This window comes from Agrobacterium sp. NPDC089420 (genome assembly GCF_044900305.1).
Taxonomy (GTDB): Bacteria; Pseudomonadota; Alphaproteobacteria; order Rhizobiales; family Rhizobiaceae; genus Agrobacterium.
In genome coordinates this window covers 1-24,110 of sequence record NZ_JBJDMY010000010.1, presented here as the reverse complement: position 1 = coordinate 24,110, position 24,110 = coordinate 1, and the positions used below count along the sequence as shown (strand labels likewise).

Genomic DNA, 24,110 nt, shown 5'->3' with positions numbered 1-24,110 from the left:
TCCCCGCCCACTAGAGTTAAAAGTGTGAAGTCGGCGTACTTTACAGCTTATGGTCAATAGCGGTGTCGCGTCGCTTCCCGAGCAGGCAAACCGATTTTCAGATGAGTTTCGGGAGGCCTGCCCTGGGCAATATGGGGTGTCCTCGCCGACATATACATTGGATACCTTATAATCAGTGAATTTACGGATATTGGGTTGATCAACGGGGAGCTTTGTTGCATTCAAGCTATCTAGGATTGTGAGTAAGGCATGTCAGTTGAGATTATTGGACGATCCGTCCGCACCCCGTCAGCTCGGAACGTAGACGAGTTATTCCAATTGTTGAAGGATGAGCGTTGCGTTGTAACCAGCGTTCCCGAAGACAGGTGGAGTCATGCCCGTTTCTGGCATCCAGTCGCCGGCACGCCGGGAAAGGCCTATACGTTCGCTGCCGGTGTGATCGAGGATGTCTATGATTTCGATCCCGCAGTTTTTAATCTGACTGCCCGTGAAGCCACGTATATGGATCCGCAGCAGCGGGTGATTTTGCAACTCGCGTGGCGCGCCCTGGAAGATGCTTCCCTCACCATTCCCATGCTGCAGAAGGAGCGCGTGGGGGTCTATATCGGCGCGTCGAGTCTTGATTCCGGCAATACGTTTGTCGAGGACCCCGCGTCCGGCAGTCCGTATTTTATGACCGGCAATACCCTGTCGATTATTGCCAATCGCATCTCGCATGTGTTTGGATTGAACGGGCCTAGTCTGACGATCGATACGGCATGCTCATCCTCCCTTGTTGCGCTGGATCAGGCCGTCCGTGCGCTCGCGAGCGGCGAGATAGACACCGCGATTGTCGGCGGCGTGAACGTTCTTGCTCACCCTTTTTCCTTTGTTGGCTTTTCGCAAGCGCGCATGCTGTCTCCCGAGGGGCTGTGTCGGGCGTATGGTGAGGGTGGTCAGGGTTATGTCCGATCCGAGGGCGGAGGGGTTGTCGTTCTGCGAACAACGGAAAGAACGAGAGCCAACCGAGACCGCAGCTATGCGACTATCCTTGCGACGGGATTGAACTCTGCGGGAAGAACCAACGGCATTTCATTGCCGTCGCGTGAAATGCAGGCATCGCTACTGCGTGACGTCTATCAGCGCCATGGCCTCGATCCAAATGACCTTGCTTTTATCGAAGGTCACGGCACAGGGACGAAAGTCGGAGATCCCGCGGAACTGTGGGCGATCGGAACAGAGCTGGGGCAAAAACGAAATCGGAAGCTGCTGGTGGGGTCGGTAAAATCGAATGTTGGTCATTCGGAGCCCGCTTCTGGAATGTTCGGTCTGATAAAGGCTATTCTCGCGCTTCAACATGATTTTCTTCCCGCCTCGCTTCACGCATCCGAGTTGAATTCCGAAATCGATTTCCAAGGATTAAACGTCGAGATCAATCGGTCCGGTTACGCCTTGCCGCGGGGACAAAAACCGCGCCTTGCCGGTGTGAATTCCTTCGGTTTCGGTGGGACCAACGCGCATATCGTGCTTGCTGATCCCGAAAAAACAGCGGCTGTCGATGAAGGTGCGTTGCCCTCCGGGCCATTTATGGTGAGCGCACAAACGCGGTCAGCCCTTGAGGGCCTGCTTGGAAATTATGTTCAAGAGTTGAAGGGCGACCGACCGGATCGCCGCGAACTTGTCGCCGTATCGGCTCTGAACAGAACGCGCCATAAACATCGTTTCGCAGTCGATAGTGAAGACCCCGATGTCGTTCGGAAAGGTGCCCAAGAGTTTCTGGCGGGATCTTCGACCGGCTTGGGTCGCGTTGGGGAAGCGCCTGCCGGAGAAACCCGGATTGCCTTCGCCTTTTCCGGAAACGGCTCACAATGGATCGGCATGGCGCAGGACGCCTACCGATATGACCGGGATTTCTTCGATCGCTTCAATGAGATTTGCGCGGCCTTCAAACCCTGGCTTGACGTCGATCTGGTGTCCCTGTTCGTGTCGCAGGATCTCGCCGCCTTGCTGCCGGACACCAGGATTGCCCAGGCCCTCCTGTTTGCCATCCAGGCCACTCTGTCAGATCGTTTGATCAGCCGAAACATCAAGCCCTTTATGGTGTTCGGACATTCGGTCGGTGAAATTGCCGCCGCCTATTGTGCCGGGGCGCTTTCTCTTGAGCATGCAGTTGCGGTTGTTGCCGTTCGATCGCGTCATCAGCATGCGCTTGCCGGCGAGGGGAAAATGGCTGCCGTCGCTCTGTCCGCAGAACGGGCGCAGGACCTCGCACGCAGGAATGGTCTGTCGGGCATTGAGATCGGCGCGATCAACACGCTTTCATCGGTCACGATTTCCGGTCCTGTCGGTGAAATAAAGGCATTCAAGGATATTGGTCGCAAGGAACATATTCCCGTCCACATCCTGGATATCGATTATCCATTTCATCATCCGATCATTGATCGGGAGCGGGATGCCTTCTTGGCCGAACTTCCGGCTTACCAGCCCCGGTCCGGCGACATAAAATTCATCTCCAGCGTTACCGGGATCATCGAAAGCGGTGATAAGCTGGATGCTGTTTACTGGTGGAGAAATGTCCGGGATGCCGTTCGTTTTGCGGACGCAACGGCAGAGGCACTCAAGCAGGGATGCAATCTCTTCGTGGAGATCGGTCCTCGCCCGATCCTTTCTTCGTATCTGGCGGAGAATACCCGTCAAGCAGGCGTTTCGGTTTCGATTTTGCCGACGCTCACTCGACCGGCCCTGAGCAACAATCCCCTGCCTCACATCGTGGCGCAGGCCGTATCCTGCGGGGCTTCGGTATGGAAGGATGATATCTGTCATCGTCGTGCCGATATCGCACTGCCGCCGCTGCCGTTTGAGCCGCAGTGCCTGCAGGTACAGCCGACGTCGGATAACCTGAACCTGTTCGGTCGCGGCAATGCCGAAGCGGATTACACGTTGCTGGGGTGGCGCACAGACCCCAATGCCGCATCCTGGAAGAACCACATCGATGCGAACCTGTTTCCCGATCTCGCGCAGCATGTCGTCGACGGAAAGTCCATTCTGCCCGGCAGCGCCTTCATAGAAATCGCCGTGCAGGCGGCGCGTCAATTCTTCGCGACGTCGGATGTGGAATTAAGAAATCTGGAAATTATTCGGCCGCTGGAACTGCACGAGAACAGATTGGCCGAACTTTCCACCGTGATTTCGCCCGAAACAGGTCAGATGGAAATTCGGTCCCGCGAATATCTGAGCGAAGATGATTGGAGCGTTCACGCCGTAGGCCGGATTCGCAGGCCGGTCGCGGAATTTGCGCGTCAAATCGCTCAACCGGGCGTCAACCTATCGAAGGTCCGAACGATCGACGGCGGAGCCGCCTATCGAACTGCACGACAGTTCGGGCTGGATTACGGGGTTGATTTCAGGCTTCTGGAGCATGTCGGCGTCTTGCCTGATCGCAAGCTTCATGTGCAATTGTTAGAAGCGGGCAAACCTGCCCATCCCCATTTGTCCTACCACCTCAACCCGATTTCCATTGACGCGGCGTTTCATGGTCTCGTCGCCCTGTTCGCCGATCTGACGGGTGACCTGGCGGGTGCGCCTTATATTCCGGTAAGATTTGGCGCAATCCGATCACGAACGGATATGGCCGACATACGCTCGGCGCAGATCGAGATATTGCGGGCCTCGCCGTTTTCGTTGAAAATTCGCGTGGAACTCATGGACGGAAACGGTGAGCTGGTTGCAAGTCTGGATGACTGCCGGTTCAGACGCACATTCCTCAAAGTCCATCATACCCTTGAAACCGTTTCTTTCCATTATGAGCGGATAATCGGCTCGCGCAATTCGGCTCAGGATGCGCTTTTGCCCGGCCTCGTTCCCCAGTACGAAGCGGACGAGACTGCTGTTTCGCTCCTCGTGCTGGATGCCGCTGTCTATCGCGCGTCGTATGACATAGCGCAAAAGGTCCAGAAGGCTTTCGGCAGTGTTGATGCATCCGTTCTGGATGAGCATCGGTCATTCAGGTCTTATCTCGCCAACTGCTTCTTCATTCTCGAGGACTGCGGCCTGGCGACATTTGAAGACGGATGCTGGGTGCTTGCTTCCGATCCGGATTTGCCGGCTTTTACCGACATCGTTCGCGAATTGATCGCGGAGTCTCCCGAGATCAGTCCGGCGGCCATCCTGGTGAACGACGCCTATCATTTTGCCATGAGCAGCCTGGATTTGCCGCTGGCGGATGGGGATCGTGCAAAATTGGCGGGCTATGACGTTCCGGAGGCGACTGTCGATCATTTCCGGAACGGAACGACGATTGCGCGCAGACGCATCGATGAAGCGTGCCATCTGGTCGAAGCCTTCTTGGAGAAGGCTGCTCCGGATCGCCAGGGGCTGGTGATTGCCGAAATAGGTGCGACTTCGGTCGCTGTCAGCACACGGCTGGCCAGCCTTGCCGAACGTTATGACGCCAAGCTCGTGATCATTGAAGACGATGAAAATCTCAAGAGCAATCTGGCGACAGGTTTTGCCAAAAATCCGCGTGTCGACGTCGTGGATTGTGATGCCGACGGCTTGAGCCGATGCGTCGATCTCGTCGTCAGCGCCAACGGGTTTCTCCTCGGACGCCTGCAAGACAGCGAGGCGTTGAGTTCGGCATTGACTTCAATCGCGAAATCCGGCGCCGAGCTTTGTTTCGTCGAGCATCAATACGCTTCGCTTGCTGATTTCGTCTTCGGGCTGAAGGGAGGGTGGTTCAGGCAGAGCGTTCTTTCGGAATTGCCGGTTGGAAAAATGCTCTCCAATGAGGAGATGCTGGGCCGGATCGGCGAACTTGGTTTTGCCAGAGGCGCCGTTGTTCGGGCGGATTTCGAGGACGGGTCGCTGGCGATCCTGACCGCGCGCGGTGACGTCGGCATGGATGAACCGCGGCTGCTGCAGACGCGCGAGAACCTTTTGACGATCAAGCCGAAAGACATGGCGTTTCCGGATCTGCGGGCGGACAGGCACGTCGAACTGCAGTGCGGCCCGGATTTGACCGCTGCGATTTTGCGGGACGCCTTGGCCGAGCTGGGCGCCGGTGAACTCGACATCATACTGGTCTTGCCCGATCATTCTGCGACCGCAAGCCATTCGTCGAGCCTTCAGGACTATATCTGTCTTCTGGGCGAGATGGCCGAAACCCTGCGGCATTGCTCCACGGGGGCCTGGAAATATCCGCCGCGGCTGATTATCGTCGCTCCGGGCGGTGCGCCAACCAATGGAACCTGCGTCGATCCGGTTGCCCACGCGGTCTGGGCTTTCGCACGCGTGCTCCAGAACGAATATGACGAGATCGATGTCGTCACGATCGATGTTGCCGGAAGCGTGCTGACCGAAAAGCTCTGGCACGAATTCCTGACATTGCAGGCGCAGGGTGAAAACGAACTGCTCCATGATGCCGCCGATGGAACATGCCGGGCGCTCAGGGTTGTTTCCGGTCCGTTTCAGCGGTCAAAGCAGCGCACAGAGACGTTTCAGTCTGCTTCGATCGTACAGCGCGCGGTTGGCCGCATCGAGACCATCGAGTGGCAGGAAAACAGCCTGCCGGTCGCAGGTGCCGGTGATGTCGTTGTGGAAGTTTCGGCAACGGGCCTGAACTTCCGTGATGTCATGTGGGCCATGGGGATGCTGCCGGAAGAGGCGCTCGAGGACGGCTTTGCCGGCGCCACGATCGGTATGGAGTTTTCCGGTACGGTTCTGTTGGTTGGCAGCGATGTGCACCACGTCAGCCCGGGCGACAGGGTGATGGGCATCGGCCCGAATGCGTTTTCGACCCATGTCGTCGTCCCGGAAAAGGGGGTGACGCGCATTCCCGACACCATCGGCCTTATCGAGGCGGCGACGCTGCCGGTGACATTCCTGACGGCCTATTACGCGCTTGTGCAGCTTGCGGGTTTGCGGGCCGGCGAGACGGTTCTCATCCATGGCGCCGCAGGCGGTGTCGGGCTTGCCGCCTTGCAGATCGCAAAACTCAAGGGCGCGACGGTTATTGCCACGGCCGGCACCGTGGAGAAGCGGAATTTGCTGGCGAGCCTCGGCGTCGACTTCGTTTTCGATTCCCGTTCGCTCGAGTTTTTCAACGATGTCCTGCGCGTGACGAACGGTCTCGGCGTGGATGTCGTCATCAACTCTCTCTTCCAGGAGGCCATGGAACGCAGTCTGGAACTGGTGAAGCCGTTCGGGCGCTTCCTGGAACTCGGAAAACGCGACTATTATGCCGATCGCAAGATCGGCTTGCGACCGTTTCGCAAGAATATCTCCTATTTCGGTATCGACGCGGATCAGCTGCTGGTGGAGGCGCCGCATATTACCGCCAAGATATTCGAGGAAATTTCGGCGCTTTTTGCTGAAAACGCGCTGAAGCCGCTGCCCTATCGCGCCTTTTCCCATGATGAGATTGCCACGGCTTTCAGGCTGATGCAAAGCGCCGGTCATATCGGCAAGATCCTCGTGACGCCGCCTGCACGCGGAAGGCAAACCGTGTTGCAAAGACGTCGGCCCGATTTCCGTGTCTCGCCGGGTATCTATCTTGTCGTCGGCGGTATTGGCGGCTTTGGACTTGAAGCGGCCAATTGGCTGGCGGAGAAAGGCGCGTCGCATCTGGCTCTCGCAACGCGCAGCGGTACGCTGGATGGCGACACGCGCGATGCCATTGCACGCTGGCACGAGATGGGCATCGAGGCGTCGGTGCATGCTTGCGATGTCACCGATGAGGCGCAACTGCGCGGCTTGCTGGCGGATCTGCGCAAAGCGGCTCCCCTCAAGGGCGTCGTACACGCCGCCATGGTGCTGGACGACGCGTTGATTTCAAATCTCAGCCGTGACCGTAACAGGCCCGTCGTGCACACCAAGGTAGAAGGCGCCGTGCTGCTGGATAGATTGACTGACGGAGACGATCTTGATCTCTTCCTGCTGTTCTCGTCCGCAACCACGATGGTCGGAAACCCGGGTCAATCCAACTATGTCGCCGCAAATGGGTATCTGGAAGGTCTTGCAAGGGGCCGTCGTCTGCGGGGCAAACCTGCCCTGGCCGTCGGTTTCGGGGCGATCGCAGATACGGGGTTCCTGGCCCGTAACACGCAGGTGAACGACCTGTTGTCGAAGCGGATCGGCAAGACGGCGCTCAAGGCACGCGACGCCCTGCGTTTTGTCGAGGAATATCTCATTGCCATGCCTGGGGATGTCGACAGCGCCACCGTGATGATCGCCGATATCGACTGGGCTGCGGCTGGAACCTTGAAGACCGTGAAACAGCCCTTGTTTTCGGCAATTTCAAACGGTCAAATTCACGAGCAGGTTGCCGTCGGCGAGCAGATAGATCTGCATTCGATGGTGGCTGATAAATCCCCCGAGGATGCGGCTGCAATCTTGCACTCGCTGATTGCGGCGGAACTGGCCTCGATCTTGAAGATGGCCGAAAACAACATCACGCCGGACAAGGTGCTCAGGGATATTGGTCTGGACAGTTTGATGGCCATGGAGCTCGGAACGAGTTTTCAGCAGAAAACCGGGGTCGATCTGCCGTTGAGCAGCATTTCCGACAACACGACGGTTGGCGCGATTGTGGGAAAGCTTCGCGAAAAACTGTCGAGTCGTCAGCCCCAGGACGCGAACGAAGAGGCTGTTGATGACTTGCTGGAAGGGCTGGCGAACAGACATGGCGTCCAGAAAATTGCGGAGGCCGTTTAATGAGCGGGCAAAACGGTTCTGGTAAGGGCGGAGCCAAACCGGCGCTCTCGGCAGGGATGCTGGAGAAGCTGCGGCAACAGCGTGGCCAGGTCGAGAAAAAACGTGATCTACGGTCCGCCGAGAAGCTGGCGCCGCCCCGAAAAAAGGCGCGTGGAGGTTTTGAGGATCATCCGGCCTATAAGTCCCTTCAGATACAGAAGGCCGCCGCGAAATTTGCCGGTGTAGAAAACCCCTTTCACCGGTCGCATGATATCGCTGCCGGGGCCGAGACCATGATAGATGGTCGAAAGCTGATCAATTTCGCATCCTATGATTATCTCGGGACAAACACCCATCCGGACGTTCATGACGCGGTCAGAAGCGCCATTCAGCATTATGGAATTTCGTCTTCGGCCAGCAGATTGGTCGCCGGAGAGAGGCCGTTGCATGTCGAGCTGGAAAAATCCATTGCAGAAAATTACGGCGTTGAGGCGGCCGTTTGTTTCGTAAGCGGGTATCTCACAAATCTTTCAGCCATAAGCTGCCTTATGACACCGCAGGACCTCATCATCCATGATGAGTTTATTCATAACAGTGCGCTTACAGGCGCGCAGTTGTCCGGCGCGAAGCGGTTGGTTTTCAAGCACAATGACATGGCCGATCTGGAGCGAATCCTCTCTGGCGCCGCCCAGGACTATCGACATGTCCTCGTGATCGTCGAAGGGGTTTACTCCATGGACGGTGACATTGCCGATTTGCCGACCATATTGCGCCTTCGCGACGAATATCCTTTCTGGCTGATGGTCGATGAGGCGCATGCGCTCGGCGTGCTGGGCGCACGGGGGCGGGGAACGTTTGAACATTTTGGCATCGACCCGACCGAAATCGACATCTGGATGGGGACGCTGTCGAAAACATCTTCGAGCTGCGGTGGTTATATTGCCGGAAACGGGGCTCTGGTGGAAATTCTCAAAGGGAACGCGGGCGGTTTCGTTTATAGCGTCGGTCTGGCCCCTCCTTTGGCGGCGGCGGCGATTGCTAGCCTGGCTGTCTTGCGGCGGGAACCTCAGCGCGTCCGTCAGATTTACCGGAACGGCCAGCTGTTTCTCGAGGCAGCGAAAAACAGGGGATTGGATACGGGTACGACTGCCGGCTTTTCAGTCGTTCCGGTTATCGTCGGTGACTCTCTACGGGCTGTGGAACTGAGCAATCGCCTTTTTGAAGCGGGGATCAATGCTCTGCCCATCATTCATCCCGCCGTGCCTGAACGCCTGGCCAGAATCCGGTTCTTTTTGACGGCTGAACACACGCAAGACCAGATATCTCATGCCGTTGAAACGACTGCGCAGCTTCTGGAGGAGCTTGCCGAACAAAATATCTCAGCCACATCCTTGAACCTGGATGAGCTGCAGCGCATCGTCGCAAATCCTTGAGGCGGGGCGGAATATGCACGCAATCATAACGGGTGGTTCGAGCGGCATCGGATTGGAACTCGCCCGACTGTGCGTCTTGAATGGTTATGACGTTTCGCTGGTCGCCAGAGATGAAAGTGCGCTGCGGGTTGCCTGTGAAAAATTGCAGCAGCTCGGGCCGGGCAGGGTGAATGCGGTTTCAGCCGATGTCAGGCGAATGGATGCGCTCCGCGAGGCCTTCGAGCAATGCGAGCGCGCGTTCGACGTTTGCGATCTACTGATTACGTCGGCTGGCATTGTTGAGCCTGCTTTTTTTGAAGAACTGGTTCCCTTGCATTTTGAAATGCAGATGGACGTCAATTTTTCAGGCACGGTGAATGCCGTAAGAGCGATCTATGCCGGCATGAAAAGTCGTGGCAGCGGGAGTATCATGATGATTTCCTCCGCCGCCGCTTTTATCGGAATTCCGGGCTATTCCGCCTATTGTGCTTCCAAGGCTGCTCTCGCCGCATTCGCTGAGAGCCTCCGCAGCGAAGTCGGTGCCGGCATCCATGTCGGCATAAGTTTTCCGCCTGATACCTGCACGCCGCAGCTTCTGAATGAGCTGCCGAAGAGGCCGCCGCTTGCCAAGGTATTGATGGGAGACACAAGCCCCTGGTCTGTAGAGACCGTTGCCCGGCAGATTTTCGACGGCATCTCCCGCCGCAGGCGTGAAGTCCATTTTGGTTTAAAGTTGAAGGTTCTGGCTATGCTGGGCGGCTTCATCAAGCCCGTCCTGTACTGGCAGTTGAAGCGATCTGTCTTACTTCAAGCAAGGAAGTGTTGACCGGAAAACCAGTGATGAATTTCGCAATCAAGGACACCGATATCACCGAACGACATCTCTCATGGGAATTTCATTGACGCCTCAAGATCATCCATTTCTGCTGACATCGCTGTGTTTTGTTGCCGCTGCTGTGGTGATATATTTTACAGACCGTTTTGCATTGCCTGCAGAAGCGCGCAGAAAATATTCTCCGGTCCGCAGTCGCGTTCGGTTTCTTGTCGAGAGCTGTGCCCGCTTACCCGTCATCGCCCTGGTATTTGCGTTCTTTTTTGTGATTTCCTGGCGTCCGATTTACGCGGCGCATGCGGTTGCCAGCTACTTCGTTATCTTTACCGCAATTTCCCGCGTCAAATTTGCTTTTATTCGCGAGCCACTGCTGTTTTCCGACATAGCGCTGGTTCTCGATGTCTTTAAATACAAGACGATTTTCTACGCGACAAAATTCAACATCATTTTCTGGATCCTGGCGGTCCTGTATGTTTTCGGCGTCTCGGCGCTATACATGATCTTTGAGCCGACCGTGCTTCCTTCAAGGCACAAGCTATTCTGGATCGTATTCGGGTGTATCGGTTATCTTGGCCTGATAAGTCTTCTGTTGGTCAGGCGGGTGAACCGTGTTGCTGCAAGCCTGTCGGAAGCCCTGCTCGTAACTCTTAAAGTGAGACCGAACACGGTCAGGTTTGGAACCTTTGCGTCAGTCGTTTTCCACTTTCTCGTCTGGCTTGGAAAAAACCGTGACACGCTGATCAAAGAGATTTCTGATGGTCTGCATCGTGCGATCCACGATTTGATTGATGGCGAGCATCACGACGCTCCCCTCGTTGTCGTTTGGCAGTCGGAATCCTTCTATGACCTGCGCCATCTCGGCGACAACCAATTGGAATTGCCAACCATCGACAGGTTGAAAAAGCGGGCAGTGCAATCGGGCAGGCTCACCAATGTGTTTGAAGGCGGTTATACGCTGCGAACGGAATTCGCTGTTCTGAGCGGGTTGAAACCTGAAGAGGTTCATGTCGACGCCTCTTATCCGTATTTGCGTGCCGGACATTACGCCGACTTGGCCTGGCCGAATAAATTATTGCGGAACGGTTGGCACACGCAGTTCATCCATCCGTATGACCGCACGTTCTTCATGCGTCACAAAGCGTTGCCGCTTCTGGGTTTCGAACATCTGACGATGCTGGACGAGTTCGATCATCAGCCGACGATTGCAGACCCTTACGTCTCGGATCTTGATCTTACGCATAAGGTGTTGAAAACGATCGATAATATAGATGATGACAAGTCGACGTTTGTTTTCGTTGCATCGATGGCGAACCATGGGCCATGGGAGGCCGGTCGATGTGAAGGGTTGACCGAGCCCGTTGAAATCTATCGTGAGCTTCTGCAGCGTGCCGACGATGCGCTTGGAACTCTGGTCGAGGCACTCGACGCCTCCGAACGGCCAGTCTGGCTCGCTTTTTACGGGGATCATGCGCCGCTGCTCAAAAGCTACGCTGACCCGTTCCCGGATCCCCGTACAGATTACTTCGTCGTTCCATTGGGAGCGGTGGCTCTCAATGCCGGTGCGAAAGTGCAGGTCAGGGAGGAGGCGCCCTGGAATTTGATCGAGACGATCCTGCTGCATGCGAAGTTGTATAAAGAGCGATTTGCATGAACGACCACCCTCCAAAAGCGAAGGAGAGGGTATTCCTGTTCTTGCAGGGACCGTCTTCTTCGTTGTTTTACAGGTTGGCGGACTGTCTGGAACATGCCGGCCACCGCTGTTTGCGCATCAATCTCAATGCAGGTGACTGGCTGTTCTGGAGACGGTCGGGGGCTGTCAACTATCGCGGAACCTGGCCGGCTTGGTTGGATTACATTCATGCCTTTCTCCGTGACTTTGGCGTCACCGATCTGATCCTCTTGGGTGAGGAGCGTCCCTATCATCGAGTGGCAATCGATGCTGCGAAAACGCTGCATATTGCCGTGACCGTTATCGAGATGGGGTATTTGCGGCCGGATTGGGTTACCGTTGAAAAAGACGGCATGTCGTCGAACTCCCGGTTTCCTAATGATCCCGCCGAGATCAGGCGTGCGGCGCAAGGGCTTGCTGTGCCGGATTTCGCCCGCAAGTTCAGTCAGAGTTTCTTGACGGAGGCTCTGCTCGACCTTTCCTATAATCTTCCAAATGTGTTTCTCTCCCCCCTGTATCCAGGTTATCGCCGCCACGGCCTTTTTCATCCCGTCGCCGAATATGCGGGTTGGGTTGGACGGATTTTGACGTCATCAGGAGCGCGCCGTAGAGCTGACAAGCTCGTGGAAACGGTTGTTCGGTCTGGACGCCATGTCTTTATTTACCCGCTTCAGCTCGAGACGGATTATCAATTGAGGTCACATTCGCCGTATTCGACGCAGAGCGAAGCGATCGAGGAGATCATCGGGTCCTTCTCGCGACGAGCGCCGGTGGATGCTGACCTGATCGTCAAGCTTCATCCGCTCGATAACGGCCTGATGAAGTGGCGGCACGTGGTTGGTCAAGCGGCGAGAATGAACGGCGTTGAAGGCAGGGTTCATTACGTGGATGGTGGTGATCTTCTCAGATTGACCGAGGCTAGCCGTGGCCTGGTGACGGTGAATTCAACGGCGGTATTGCATGGCCTGCGGCAGGGAATTCCAGTCAAGGTGCTCGGCTGCGCGGTATATGATGTTCCGGGTGCCACCTATCAGGGGACACTGGATGATTTCTGGCGGACTGCTGAAAAGCCGGACGCGGCGTTGGTCGAGGATTTTTTTAAACTTCTGGCTGCCGCTATTCACGTCCGGGGAAACTTCTACTCAAAAAAGGGGGCTGTTGCGGCGGCGGAGGCAATCGCCGAAAGGTTGCTGAGGAATGAGATCAACGTTCCGGGCGGGGATTGTGGGTCCGTGCCACGCCGTCGCCCGAAAAAGCGTCGTGAAGCCAGAGAGTTGGCAGCGTTGTAACAATGGCACATGCGGCAACAAAGAATGGGTGTTGAATTGCCGTGCCATATTTTGTGGTCTTCATTAATCTCGTGTTGAGGTTAAAACGTCATGGGTTTATGCAACCGTGTCGAGTGCCGGACAGGGCGGCGTTCGCAATGGAATACGAGCATTTCTGGGGATATTTGGTTTGCGTTTTCTGGGGAATTCGAAACTTTTTCGCAACTGCTTTATCGTCGTTTCGACAATCGGTATTGGCGGATGTGACACGCTGCCAAGCGCCGGCCCTACTGCTGACGAGATTAAATCGCAGGCCGGCAAGCCGGCGATGGTAAAGGGCGATTCCGTTTCCACGGTCTTTGATGTCGTCGATGTCAGTCACCGTTCCGCGCAGATGGTCGCGAATTTCTCCACGACAACGCTTCACCGGCGTTTCGGTATTGGCGGGGCAGCCAAGCGCGTCGTGATCGGTGTCGGTGACCAGCTCAAGATTTCCATTTTCGAAGCCGGCGCGAACGGGTTGTTTTCAAGTTCCGAGAACAAGCAGACGGTTCTGGATGTGGTTGTGCAGCCAGACGGGACTGCAGCAATTCCCTATGTCGGCACCGTCAGGTTCGCAGGTGCGACCCTTGAGGAGGCGCGTCAGAAGATCCTGTCGGGCCTGACCAACAAGGCGATCGAGCCGGATGTTCTTGTTACGAGTGTTGGCACGAGTTCCAGAAATGTTACCGTCTCCGGGGCGGTAGGGCGTCCTTCCATGGTGCCGATGAGCCTCACGGGTGAGACTATTACCGAAGTGATCGCAAAGGCCGGCGGTCCGAGCGCTCAGCCTTATGAATCCTACGTTACCCTGGTTCGCGGCCGCGCGACCGGCAGCGCGCTTCTCAAAACGGTTATCGAAAACCCGTCTGAAAACATCTACGTCCAGCCTGGCGACCAGATATTCGTCACCAAGGATCCGCGAACCTTTACCGTCCTTGGAGAGGTCAGCAAGAACAGCCGCATCGAGTTCGGCGCCAACGACCTGAATATACTTGAGGCCGTGGCCATGGCGGGGGGTGGAACCTCTGATCGTTCCAATGCCGCCGGCTATTTTGTGTTTCGTTATGAAGAACCCGAAATCGTCGCGGACCTGCTCGGTGCGGAACGTTTCCGCCAGCTGCGCGACAAGGGCATGAACCCGAACAATGACGGGCGTTACCCGCTGGTCTATCGCCTGGACATGACGCGCGCCGACAGTCTCATCGTCGGCCAGACATTCCCGATCAAGAGCCGCGACGTTATCTATGTTTCCCGTCACCCCGTGGTTGATCTGGATCGTTTCCTGCAGCTCGTCGGCCGGCCGGTGGGGACGGCATACCAGGTCAGAAATCTGGTTGATTAAGCTTTCTTCCGTTGCCGTGGAGTGTCATAAATACCGCAGATTGTGCAGAAAATCCGAAAGACGCGTGGCTCTTGACCATCGCGGACACTTTTTCTGCGGTTTGAGTGAGATACGGAGGTGCCGGGAGTGTATTATCTGAAGGCCCATATCCGTGTGGTTGGTGCGCTCCTGATCCGCGAGATGTCGACGCGATTTGGCAGCAAGCCCGGCGGTTATGTCTGGGCCATCATTGACCCGGCCGGCCATATCGCATTCATGTCGCTGATTTTCATGGCGATAACGCATACGCCCGCTCTCGGGAAAAGTTTTGCGCTCTTTTTCGCGACGGGTTATCTCGCCTTTCAGTTCTACGCGGCGATGGCGGGTTTCCTGAACGGGGCGATCAAGGCCAACCGGACATTGCTCAGCTATCCCAACGTCGCGCCGATCGACACGATCGTCGCCCGTTATATCCTGCAGGCGGGAACGACCTCCGTCGTCTCCTTCTGCGTCCTCGGCCTGATCCTGTTGACGGTCGATCAACCGGTATATCTGAATTGGCCCGCGATTATCGAGGCGGCTTTCGCCGCGACCGTGCTCGGCCTGGGGATCGGCATATTCAACAATGTCGCGACGCTGCGGTTTCCGCTTTACGAGCAGGTCTTCAACATCATCAACCGGCCGATGTTCCTGATTTCCGGCGTCTTTTTCCTGCCTGACGCGCTTCCCGCCCCGATCCGCGATATTGTTTTGCTCAATCCGCTGGTTCATGTCGTCATGTTGTTCCGCAAAGGGTTTTATCCGGAATACCGGGCGGACATGATGAATATGACCTATCTCTATTCCTTCGCTCTGACGATCCTGTTCATGGGTCTTCTTCTGTTCACCCGTTCCGCGTCCGTGTTGAGGAGCCGATGATCAGACTGGAACAGGCAACAAAATATGCGCGTGTGAAAGGTTTCAAGAAACCGATCATCGAGAACGCGTCGCTTGTGATAAATCGTGGCCGCAGCATCGGCCTGCTTGGCCGCAACGGCGCCGGCAAGTCGACTTTGCTGCAGCTGATTGCCGGCTCCCTGCAGCTGGACCGGGGGCGGATTGTCCGCAGCGGCCGAATTTCCTGGCCGCTCGGTTTCCAGGGCAGTTTCCAGCCGAGCATGTCGGGTGAACAGAATGTCCGGTTCGTGGCGCGTATCTATGGGGTCGATACCGAAGAACTGGTCGCATATGTCGAAGAATTCGCCGAATTGGGAGCCTTTTACAAAGCACCGGTCGGCACCTACTCGTCGGGAATGAAGGCCAGGCTTGCTTTTGGCGTCAGCATGGGCGTCAAGTTCGATTATTATCTGGTCGATGAAATAACGGCGGTTGGTGATGCCAACTTCAAGCAGAAGTGTCACGAGGTTTTCCAGCATCGCTTGCAGGACTCCGATGTGATAATGGTGTCTCACAGCACGGGAACGATCCGCGATTATTGCCAGAGCGGCGTCGTTCTCGAAAATGGAAAGCTGACATATTTCGATGATGTCGAGGATGCGATCCGCGTTCATGACCGCAATATGAAAGGAAGTGGAAAATGAGCGACGATCAACAGCGTTCCGGCAACAAGGTGGAGAACGCTCAGCTTCCGGCAAAACGCACCAATACCACGGTAATCGATAATCTGCTGAAGGTTGATCTGAAGGCCGAGCGTGACAATACATCACGCCAGACGAAAGCGTCGCCGAACAAGCGAAAGAAGCTGACAGGCCTCAAGCTCCGCCATGCGGTGATTGGCGCCGGTTTCCTGCTCGCTGTTGCGCTTCCCACCACGGTCGCCGGATTATACATGGCATTCGTCGCGGCGGATCAATATCACAGTTCCGCGGCCTTCGCCGTGCGCAGCATCGATGGCAAGGCGAGCAGCGATATTCTTGGCATGTTCACGCAAAGCGCGGGCGGCAGCACCACCGGTGCGGATTCATATATGCTGCTCGATTACATCCGCAGCGAGCGCATGATCGAGGCCGTTTCGCGGACGATCGATCTGGAGAAGGCTTTTGCCCGTCGCGGCATGGATTTCTTTTATGCGCTCGAGCCCAATCTGCCCATCGAAGAAAAGCTTGTTTATTGGAAGGATATAGTGAAGGTCGATTATGACCACACCTCATCGATCCTCAATGTCACCGTCAAGGCATTTGATCCCGAGACCGCGAAAACCATAGCTGCAGCCGTGATTATGGAGAGCGAGAGACTGATCAACGATCTGTCGCTCAATGCACGAAACGGCGTTCTGAAGGCGTCGCAGGATGAGGTTGCGCTTGCGGAAGGTCGTCTTTCCGCGGCCCGCGTGGCATTGCGCAATTTCCGGGATGTGTCGCAGGAGGCGGACCCCGTCGAAGCCGCAAAGCTTGCCGCACAGCTCGTCGGCTCCCTAGAGCAGCAATTGACGCAACTGAAAGCCGAACTGACGGCCGCGTTGACGCGAATGGCGCCGAACTCGCCGCGCATCCGTGTCATCACCACGCAGATCGAAAGTCTGGAAAAGCAGCTGGAGCAGGAAAAACAACGTTTCGGCGGCGGTAGTACCGGGAACAATCAGTCCGGCGATGTCGCTACCCGGATTCTGCAATACGAATCTCTGGAAACCGAACGGGAATTTGCGGAAAAGGCTTACACGGCAGCACTTGGCGGGCTGGAAAAAGCCCGGATGGATGCCAACAACCAGCAGCGATATCTCGCGACCTTCATTGAGCCGACGTTGTCGCAATTGGCGCAATATCCCTCACGCCTCATGAATGTGGCACTGGTGTTCCTAGGTGGCCTGTTCCTGTGGGGCGTCATCACCATGGCCTATTATAATATTCGCGATCGCAACTGACCGATGGATGCTTCCCTCAATAATTGGCATAATCCGCTTGCGGTGCGCGCGGAGGCGCTCACCCGGCCAGGTCCGGTCATCGCCTTTCACATGAAGGCGTGGAAACATCCCTTCCTGCAACAGTTTTTCCCGCACAAGCAGTTTCATTTCGTACCGTTCCGGATCACGGAACGCGATTTTCACCGCAGGATATTGCCGCTTATGGTGGCGGCGCAGAAGCCGGTGATCCTTGTGTGGAGCAATAACCTTCCTCCTTTCGCGCTGCATGAGGTCGAGCGCCTCGGCCTCCAGGTCTATTTCATGGAGGATGGCTTCATCCGCTCGCTGGAAGCGCATGCGGGCTATTCGGTACCATTCTCTCTGTCACTGGATAGCCGCCGGCCGTATTTCGACAGCCGTGGCCCCAGTGATCTGGAGCAGCTTCTTCTCCATCACGACTTTGATGGCGACCCGGCGCTGATCCAGCGTGCACGGGAGGGCATCCGGCGCATATTGCAGCAGAGGCTGACAAAGTATAACGGCCGTCTGGCGCCATCCGCCGCTCAACAGACTAGCGGTCAGAGCCATCGCCCCCAGGTCTTGGTTGTCGGTCAGGTGGAGGAGGATGCCTCCATTCTTTATGGATGCGATCGTCCGTTTACGAATAATGACCTCGTGCGTCTGGCCGCGCAGGAAAACCCGCACGCGGATATCGTTTACAAGCCACACCCGGACGTCTTGAGCCGAATGCGCCGGGAGGTTTCCAACCCGGATGAGGTGGAACACCTATGCACCATCATGAAGGGGCAGGTTTCTTTACCGGATGCGCTGGAGCACGCGGACCACATCTATACCATCACGTCTCTTGCGGGTTTTGAGGCTCTGATGCGGGGAAAGAAAGTCACGACTGTCGGCGCGCCTTTTTATGCTGGCTGGGGTTTGACGGATGACAGGCAACCTCTGACCCGCCGTGGCAGAAAGCTCTCTGTGGAGGCGCTGTTTGCCGCAGCCTATATCTTGTACCCCATGTATTTTGATCCCGGCACCGGGCACACCTCCACATTTGAGGAAACGATAGATAGCCTCGCAGATCCGCTGGTGAAGCCTCGCGTATCATTGGCCGGAAGGGTCAAGTGGCAGCCTTACGGCACCTATGGGCTGCTCGGCTGGCGTCATTTGTTGACCCCTATTGTCGCCCGCGTGGTGGCAAGGGTGGGAAATGAACGGGACGTTGCGCAATATCGGAGTAATCCTGCGGGATTTTTCAGAGAGGTACCAAAACGATATCGTTGGATAGGAAGAGTCTTATATCCTTGGTGTTCTGACTGATATGGCACTCCCTTGTCTTCATGGAAACGCGATCAGCGTTATGCGATCTATCGGTTGTTTCAGATAAAGATCGTTCTCCTCCGAGCGTCTACGTCTTCATTTGGGAGCCGTAAGTTTACCGAGAAAAGGCAAAAAATCTTATGAGCGCTGTATGTTGGGGTATGGCAGTACCTTCAGTCTAAGAATTTCTATGCAATTCAGAGTTATTGCATATAGGCAGAAACACGCTATTTGATAGCATGTTGATCGGTTTAGTTAGGAACGAAATCTTGAGTAAAGCCAATAAGTTCACTGCAATCTTCATTTCTTCGGATTTGCTGTCCACCAGTCGAAAGGAACAGGACAGCAATTTGAAGTGGCTTGTCGACCTTTTTCGTCGTCCACTCTCTAATGGTTCAGATTTACCTATTACAATCGCATCCAAGCGATGGCATGACGATTTTAAATTCGACCGAAAGAGGTTTTTCGATCTTTCCAATTTGGCCGTAGACATTGAGGACACACAAATATTCTTCGAAGCTACCGATATAAAAGACGCGTCTATAGAGTATTTCAGTCAACACTTCCCATCAGGTAGCCTTATCTTTGGCTACGAGCTCAGCAGTGCGACTCGTGAAATTATCGCTCGTGCCGGGTGCACATACATTGATATGTGGTTGCATCCCATAAGGTTCTTAGATGATCTTTTATTTGCTTTTGACTCAAATGATGTTGAAATAAAAGAAAGATTGTCCTCTTTTGAGCTGCCGGAAGAGTTGAGTTATGTCTACGCAGATAGGCTCCGAGTGCAAATGTATCGGGGTAAGCCTCGCTTAAATAATGATCTGAAGCCCCATAGCGCGCTTTATATAGGCCAGACTTTGAAAGATAAGGCTATTGCTTCCAGTAAAGGTATGCTCAATCTTTTGGATTATCGGTCCGCTTTCGACGAAGTGGCTCGGTCAAAACACCACATTTATTATTCCAGACATCCGTTTGTTAAAAATGGAGATGAAAAGACTTTGTCTTTTATTCGCGGCTTTCGGAATGTCTCCATGACCGAGCATCCGACATATATGATGTTGGCGACAGATGAGGTGGAATTTGTTTTTACTATATCTTCATCAGTCGTCACGGAAGCTAAGTATTTTGGAAAGAATACTATGTATTTGTTCAGGCCGCCTGTACGTATTTACTCGAAAGATAGCTATGCAAGCATTTTGCATAATTTTCTATTTTCCGATTTTTGGAGATATGTACTTAAGTCGGGAGATTTTCCAGATACGAGGAATATAAACTTTATAGATGGGCGAAACAAAATGCGTGATATGCTGTCTTGGTATTGGGGTTTCAGGCAAATTGATCGACTGGAAAACCTACATAATAATGTTTCAACTCTCCTCACACGGAGGGCATAAGTTAGATGTTGGATATTGCTGAGGCGAAGAGATTAATTGATTCGGCGGAAATTGTTTCTTTCGACGTCTTCGACACTCTAATTCGGCGGAAAGTAGATTCTCCTCTCGCCATATTTCACCTTATGAAGGCAGAGGTTCATGACTTAACTGAGGGGGCTATATCGGACTTCAGGTCGATTCGTGTTCAATCCGAGAAAAATGCATTAGAGAAAGCACGGCAAAATGGTGTCGAGGAGGTTACTTTCGATGATATCTACCGTGCAATCCAAGAGCTTACTGGAATTGATGATTCTATAATTTCTAAGCTGCAAGAACTCGAAATAGAGACTGAGTTGAAATGCGTAGATATTCGTTTTGTTGGATATGATTTATTTCAATATGCGAAAATGCTCAAAAAAAAGATTGTTCTTGCGTCAGATATGTACCTACCGCGAAATGCTATTCTTAGTTTGCTTGAGCGTGCGGGCGTTGGCGGATTCTCAGTTTTTTATCTTTCAAATGAATTGATGAAGACGAAACGCGAGGGAGACCTCTTTGTTCACATTTTGATGGATTTACAAATCGAACCATCTCAAATTGTACATATCGGTGACAACCCGAAGGGAGATATAGCGTCACCTAGAGCGCTTTCCATCGCGGCTTTTCATTTGCCACGTTCTATGGTGAGTTTCCGGCAATCATCGGAATTTGCGAAAACACTTGATTTGGCTGGGCGTAAGTCTTGGTCTCTCACTAAGAGTGTCATTGACGCTATGATTGCGGACCGCTTTTTTGATGATTGCGGCAAATCTGATATGGATTCTTTTTTTGCCTCTGATCCGTTCCAATTTGGATATACTGCCCTTGGGCCAATGATGCTTGGCTTCAGTTTTTGGCTCTACCGCGAGGCAAAAGCGGATGGCGTATCGAGACTTTATTTCCTGTCCCGAGACGGGGAAATTATGAAGCGCGTTTTCGATGAACTCTTTCCGTTTGAAGATTTTGGTATCGAAACTGATTACCTCTATTGCTCTCGTAGAATGACTCGAGTGCCAATGATGAAAAATCGCTTCGATTTGCTCCAACCGATTGCCAAAGCGATACATGCACGTACGCTTGGGAATTGGCTCGAGTCTAACTATGGTATTGAAGCCGATAAAATTGATAAAGAATTATTTGAACGACATGGCTTTGTTGGTGCTGACGAAAGCATAAATAATAAGGTTGATCGTGAAGCGCTAACGGCTTTAGTTTTAGAGATTGAAAATATTCTTTTGGATATAGCCTCCGATGAACGGGGGTCACTACTGCGGTACCTTTCTCAGAAAGGGCTTGGTACTGGGAAGCATGCTGTTGTGGATATCGGTTATGCTGGAACTATGCAGGATTCTCTTTCTAGCTTGCTTGGCCAGAAACTGAAGGGTTACTATCTAGCTGTTTTTGGTACTGCAGCTGGCGTTAAGGATCAGCTGGATTTGAAAGGATTTGTATCTCAATACGGCGCTGACGATAATCCATCTCTTGGCATTTGCACGCATAGATTTGTTTACGAAAGTCTTATTTGCAATAGCGAGGATACGGTTTTGCGAGTAGCTGTGCATGGTGATGGTTTCGTTCCAGTAGGAAAATCTCACGGTGTTGACGAGCAACGAAAGTATTTTGTCGACTACGCTCATTCTGGTGCTGTTGCTCTAGCGAAGGAGTATAAGAATAGTTCGCCGATCAGACCGGAGGTTTCAATCTTGTCTTCGGAGGTGAGCACTCTGACGTTTGATACATATCTCCGATACCCGATGGCAAAGGATGTTGAGCTGCTCTATGGAATAGCCTTCGAAGATTTATATGGAGTTGTGAAAGAACGATATTTGGCAGCTGAGCCGGGAATCAGGAAACATCTTGAGCCTAGCCAGATCATATGGAAAGAAAGTCTCAAGGTTAAGCAACCCGTGAGTAAGCCTACTGCTAAAGGGGCGGAAAGCACGGCAAAGTCGGCGCTAGCTAAGAAGAATTTTAGCGGAGCGGCAGAAAGTTTTTTACAGGCCTTTGAATTGTTGCCAAGTCGTCCGAACTATTTGCGCGCTGCAGCGGAAGCTTATTTTGCGGCGGGAAATAGAAAGATGGCATTGGAAAAACTCAGTGAGTATCAGAGATTGAATCCTAAGAATACTCGGGTAAAAGCTCGGAAGTGGGTTATGAGATTTCCGGTTTTGGCAAAGATAATTGGCGGCCAGGAATTTTCACTTCAATAACGAATAATTCGGATATATCATCGCTCGGTGATAGGTTGATCCGTTTTATTGTTTTGAATAACGTTTTCGATGTCGGAGTTTCTGATTAATTCGGGAACTCCATTAGCTAGATAGTTCCCGATGATATTGTTGTTGCGCGCGAAATCCAGTGAACTGAGGCTACTTCCGAATGGATGCAAGGGGTCCGTAAAGCAGAACTTTTGCTTTCCCTGGCGTGATCCTAACCAAATCGCGGGCTTTGCGAGTTGTGCGTCGTCGGTGTAGATGAATGTGTTGTGTGATATTGTATTAAATTCGGGTGTCTGGTGGCGTATTACGCCACCTTCTCCGCAGTTGCGGTAAAGGAAAATACCGCCATTTATTGGGTCGTTGAACGTATTATCTACTATACGATTATGAGCAGACCCATCGATTGCGATTAATTCTCTGCTCTTTGTTTTAAATGTAAAACTGTTTCCGATTACTGAATTATATGCCGATTCCGCGTCCAGATAGATAGCTGTACCGTTGCTGTATCCAGTTAAATTTGAGGATTGGAGCGTTGTCCAAGTTACGCCAGGGCCTATGTAGAGTGCGGATCCTCCAGTCGCGTTAATAGTAAGATTGAGGAAGGTGACGTGTTGCGGCGCAGAGGCTTGAGCGAAGTCTGTGTGAGTGGGCCTTAGTGATGAAGTCCGCATATTAGGGCCATTAGCATTTTTATCTAGGCCGTAAACTCTTATAAGGCCTTTTATATTGCAGTTTTTAACAGTTATATGTTTGGGAACGTCCCATTGGCCTGGAAGTTTTTCTTTGGATCGTATCACGATTGCTATTTTTTCACTAGGCTTGCTCACAGCAGATACGTCTAAGGTGCTCCCGTTACAATCCAACACAACATTTGATGCTGACGAACTTTCCAATATAATAGGCCGTTTTATCGTGACCCCCTTTTGCAAAGTCATACTACAATTCAAATAGATTGGCTCGCTCGAGATGTTGTCTGTGATCGGCTGTTCTGTTGAAGGGGTACAGGATGCTGCTGGCTGCAAATCCTGGGCAAGGATTGTTGATGTGGCTGGAAGTGATAATGCCAATGCGGCGACTGAGATTTTCTTGCTGAAAGCGACGAATGGAATTTTAGAATGCTTACTGCTCATTGATTTCGTCACACTTAGTGGTTAGCACCGCTGGTATTAGAAAATATTTTTAGTTGATCGCAGTCAAGCCTTGGGGGATTTTATTTCCCCGTTCATCCCCACCCTGCGTCCCTGAGCTATACTACGCCTGTTCCGTGATGAACCGGGAGATATTCTGGTTTGACGCTGAATCGGCACCGGTGTGAGGTGAAGCGGTCACTCTCACATTCGTGGTCTGATGTTGAATGTCCTCTGGCGATAGACAGAGGAGAGATGGAATGGGTTTGTGGTGGACCTTTCTATTTCTCCGAAGGTCGTTGGCTAAAGGACTGGCGTGGCAGGCATAAACGCGTATGCGGGGCACTGATAAGTGTCTTTGTTTCCCTAGGTGGCAGTTTTCAGTGCCCCGTTGCAATTGCCCATCGAGCAGAAAGGCTGGTGGGAAAAGAGATGAAGCTCATGACACGGTCGCAACTGCGTCGCGTGATAGGAAAGGTGTGTTCAAATGGGTCTTTATGAGATGTACGTCCTTGCAGCTCGTGCAGATACAGCCCTGATGAGGCGAAGGGTGGCGAAAATTAGGAATCGTCGGCGCAAGAGGCAATATTTACACAACCAGAAGAAGAATTTGAATTTGGAAACCGAGATGAAGAGGGGAACACCCCTTCGACCTGGGAGGATTCCATAAACATATATTTATATAGATGCACACGCATAAACATATAAAATATATGTTGCGTTGAATTATATATGAACATTTGTGGTGGATGAAAATCTGCGGGCAGAATCTTGCTTTTACGGCCTGCAATTTGCGGATTGCGGGACGATGACGCGTAAATATATGATTTTTATGTTGAAATTGTCGATATGGTTGGAGAATGATTATGCGTGGAAACTATATGAGTGAGGCGGAGTTGATTAGAGTGGAGATCAGATTTGAGTGGCGATCGATCATAATAACAATATCATGATATTGTTATTATGATC

General features: G+C 53.2%; 13 protein-coding genes. 12 read left to right on the top strand and 1 reads right to left on the bottom strand.

Features of this window, described 5'->3' with window-relative positions; genetic code table 11:
• Window positions 1–249: 249 nt before the first annotated feature.
• From ACI2KA_RS16215 to ACI2KA_RS16160, 12 genes are all read left to right on the top strand, one after another.
• Window positions 250–7,689, top strand: a complete 7,440-nt coding sequence (locus ACI2KA_RS16215) for a type I polyketide synthase (protein WP_404503499.1) — start codon at window positions 250–252, stop codon at window positions 7,687–7,689.
• Entirely contained in the window at window positions 7,689–9,101 is a 1,413-nt protein-coding gene (locus tag ACI2KA_RS16210) for an aminotransferase class I/II-fold pyridoxal phosphate-dependent enzyme (protein WP_404503498.1), read from the top strand. The genes ACI2KA_RS16215 and ACI2KA_RS16210 overlap by 1 nt, the downstream gene beginning before the upstream one ends.
• Window positions 9,102–9,114: 13 nt before the next feature.
• Window positions 9,115–9,906, top strand: coding sequence for an SDR family NAD(P)-dependent oxidoreductase (locus ACI2KA_RS16205; RefSeq protein WP_404503497.1), 792 nt, complete (start codon window positions 9,115–9,117; stop codon window positions 9,904–9,906).
• Between the two features lie 61 nt (window positions 9,907–9,967).
• Window positions 9,968–11,563, top strand: coding sequence for an LTA synthase family protein (locus ACI2KA_RS16200; protein WP_404503496.1), 1,596 nt, complete (start codon window positions 9,968–9,970; stop codon window positions 11,561–11,563).
• Entirely contained in the window at window positions 11,560–12,870 is a 1,311-nt protein-coding gene (locus ACI2KA_RS16195; protein ID WP_404503495.1) for a capsule biosynthesis protein, read from the top strand. The genes ACI2KA_RS16200 and ACI2KA_RS16195 overlap by 4 nt, the downstream gene beginning before the upstream one ends.
• Window positions 12,871–13,048: 178 nt before the next feature.
• Window positions 13,049–14,233, top strand: a complete 1,185-nt coding sequence (locus ACI2KA_RS16190; RefSeq protein ID WP_404503637.1) for a polysaccharide biosynthesis/export family protein — start codon at window positions 13,049–13,051, stop codon at window positions 14,231–14,233.
• A 126-nt stretch (window positions 14,234–14,359) separates the two neighbouring features.
• Entirely contained in the window at window positions 14,360–15,130 is a 771-nt protein-coding gene (locus ACI2KA_RS16185) for an ABC transporter permease (RefSeq protein WP_404503494.1), read from the top strand.
• Complete coding sequence (locus tag ACI2KA_RS16180) at window positions 15,127–15,792, top strand: ABC transporter ATP-binding protein (protein ID WP_065116773.1); 666 nt, start codon at window positions 15,127–15,129, stop codon at window positions 15,790–15,792. Before ACI2KA_RS16185 ends, ACI2KA_RS16180 begins: the two co-directional genes overlap by 4 nt.
• Complete coding sequence (locus ACI2KA_RS16175) at window positions 15,789–17,072, top strand: RkpR, polysaccharide export protein (RefSeq protein ID WP_404503493.1); 1,284 nt, start codon at window positions 15,789–15,791, stop codon at window positions 17,070–17,072. The genes ACI2KA_RS16180 and ACI2KA_RS16175 overlap by 4 nt, the downstream gene beginning before the upstream one ends.
• 3 nt (window positions 17,073–17,075) lie before the next feature.
• Window positions 17,076–18,380 carry a capsular polysaccharide biosynthesis protein gene (locus ACI2KA_RS16170; protein WP_404503492.1) on the top strand — a complete coding sequence of 435 codons (1,305 nt, stop codon included), beginning with the start codon at window positions 17,076–17,078 and terminating at the stop codon, window positions 18,378–18,380.
• Between the two features lie 269 nt (window positions 18,381–18,649).
• The gene (locus ACI2KA_RS16165) at window positions 18,650–19,777 is read left to right on the top strand and encodes a hypothetical protein (RefSeq protein ID WP_404503491.1); all 1,128 of its coding nucleotides are present in this window, start codon (window positions 18,650–18,652) and stop codon (window positions 19,775–19,777) included.
• 5 nt (window positions 19,778–19,782) lie between these two features.
• On the top strand, window positions 19,783–22,005 hold the full coding sequence (locus ACI2KA_RS16160) for an HAD family hydrolase (RefSeq protein WP_404503490.1): 2,223 nt from the start codon (window positions 19,783–19,785) through the stop codon (window positions 22,003–22,005).
• Window positions 22,006–22,022: 17 nt separating this feature from the next.
• Here ACI2KA_RS16160 and ACI2KA_RS16155 read toward each other — a convergent pair whose 3' ends face one another.
• Window positions 22,023–23,144, bottom strand: coding sequence for a right-handed parallel beta-helix repeat-containing protein (locus ACI2KA_RS16155; protein ID WP_404503489.1), 1,122 nt, complete (start codon window positions 23,142–23,144; stop codon window positions 22,023–22,025).
• Window positions 23,145–24,110 lie beyond the last annotated feature (966 nt).

Bases quoted from the DNA above. Each gene is read 5' to 3' on its own strand.
- ACI2KA_RS16155 (WP_404503489.1), bottom strand. From the start codon at position 23,144: ATGAGCAGTAAGCATTCTAAAATTCCATTCGTCGCTTTCAGCAAGAAA.
- ACI2KA_RS16195 (WP_404503495.1), top strand. From the start codon at position 11,560: ATGAACGACCACCCTCCAAAAGCGAAGGAGAGGGTATTCCTGTTCTTG.
- ACI2KA_RS16175 (WP_404503493.1), top strand. From the start codon at position 15,789: ATGAGCGACGATCAACAGCGTTCCGGCAACAAGGTGGAGAACGCTCAG.
- ACI2KA_RS16205 (WP_404503497.1), top strand. From the start codon at position 9,115: ATGCACGCAATCATAACGGGTGGTTCGAGCGGCATCGGATTGGAACTC.
- ACI2KA_RS16200 (WP_404503496.1), top strand. From the start codon at position 9,968: ATGGGAATTTCATTGACGCCTCAAGATCATCCATTTCTGCTGACATCG.
- ACI2KA_RS16215 (WP_404503499.1), top strand. From the start codon at position 250: ATGTCAGTTGAGATTATTGGACGATCCGTCCGCACCCCGTCAGCTCGG.
- ACI2KA_RS16170 (WP_404503492.1), top strand. From the start codon at position 17,076: ATGGATGCTTCCCTCAATAATTGGCATAATCCGCTTGCGGTGCGCGCG.
- ACI2KA_RS16180 (WP_065116773.1), top strand. From the start codon at position 15,127: ATGATCAGACTGGAACAGGCAACAAAATATGCGCGTGTGAAAGGTTTC.
- ACI2KA_RS16160 (WP_404503490.1), top strand. From the start codon at position 19,783: ATGTTGGATATTGCTGAGGCGAAGAGATTAATTGATTCGGCGGAAATT.
- ACI2KA_RS16210 (WP_404503498.1), top strand. From the start codon at position 7,689: ATGAGCGGGCAAAACGGTTCTGGTAAGGGCGGAGCCAAACCGGCGCTC.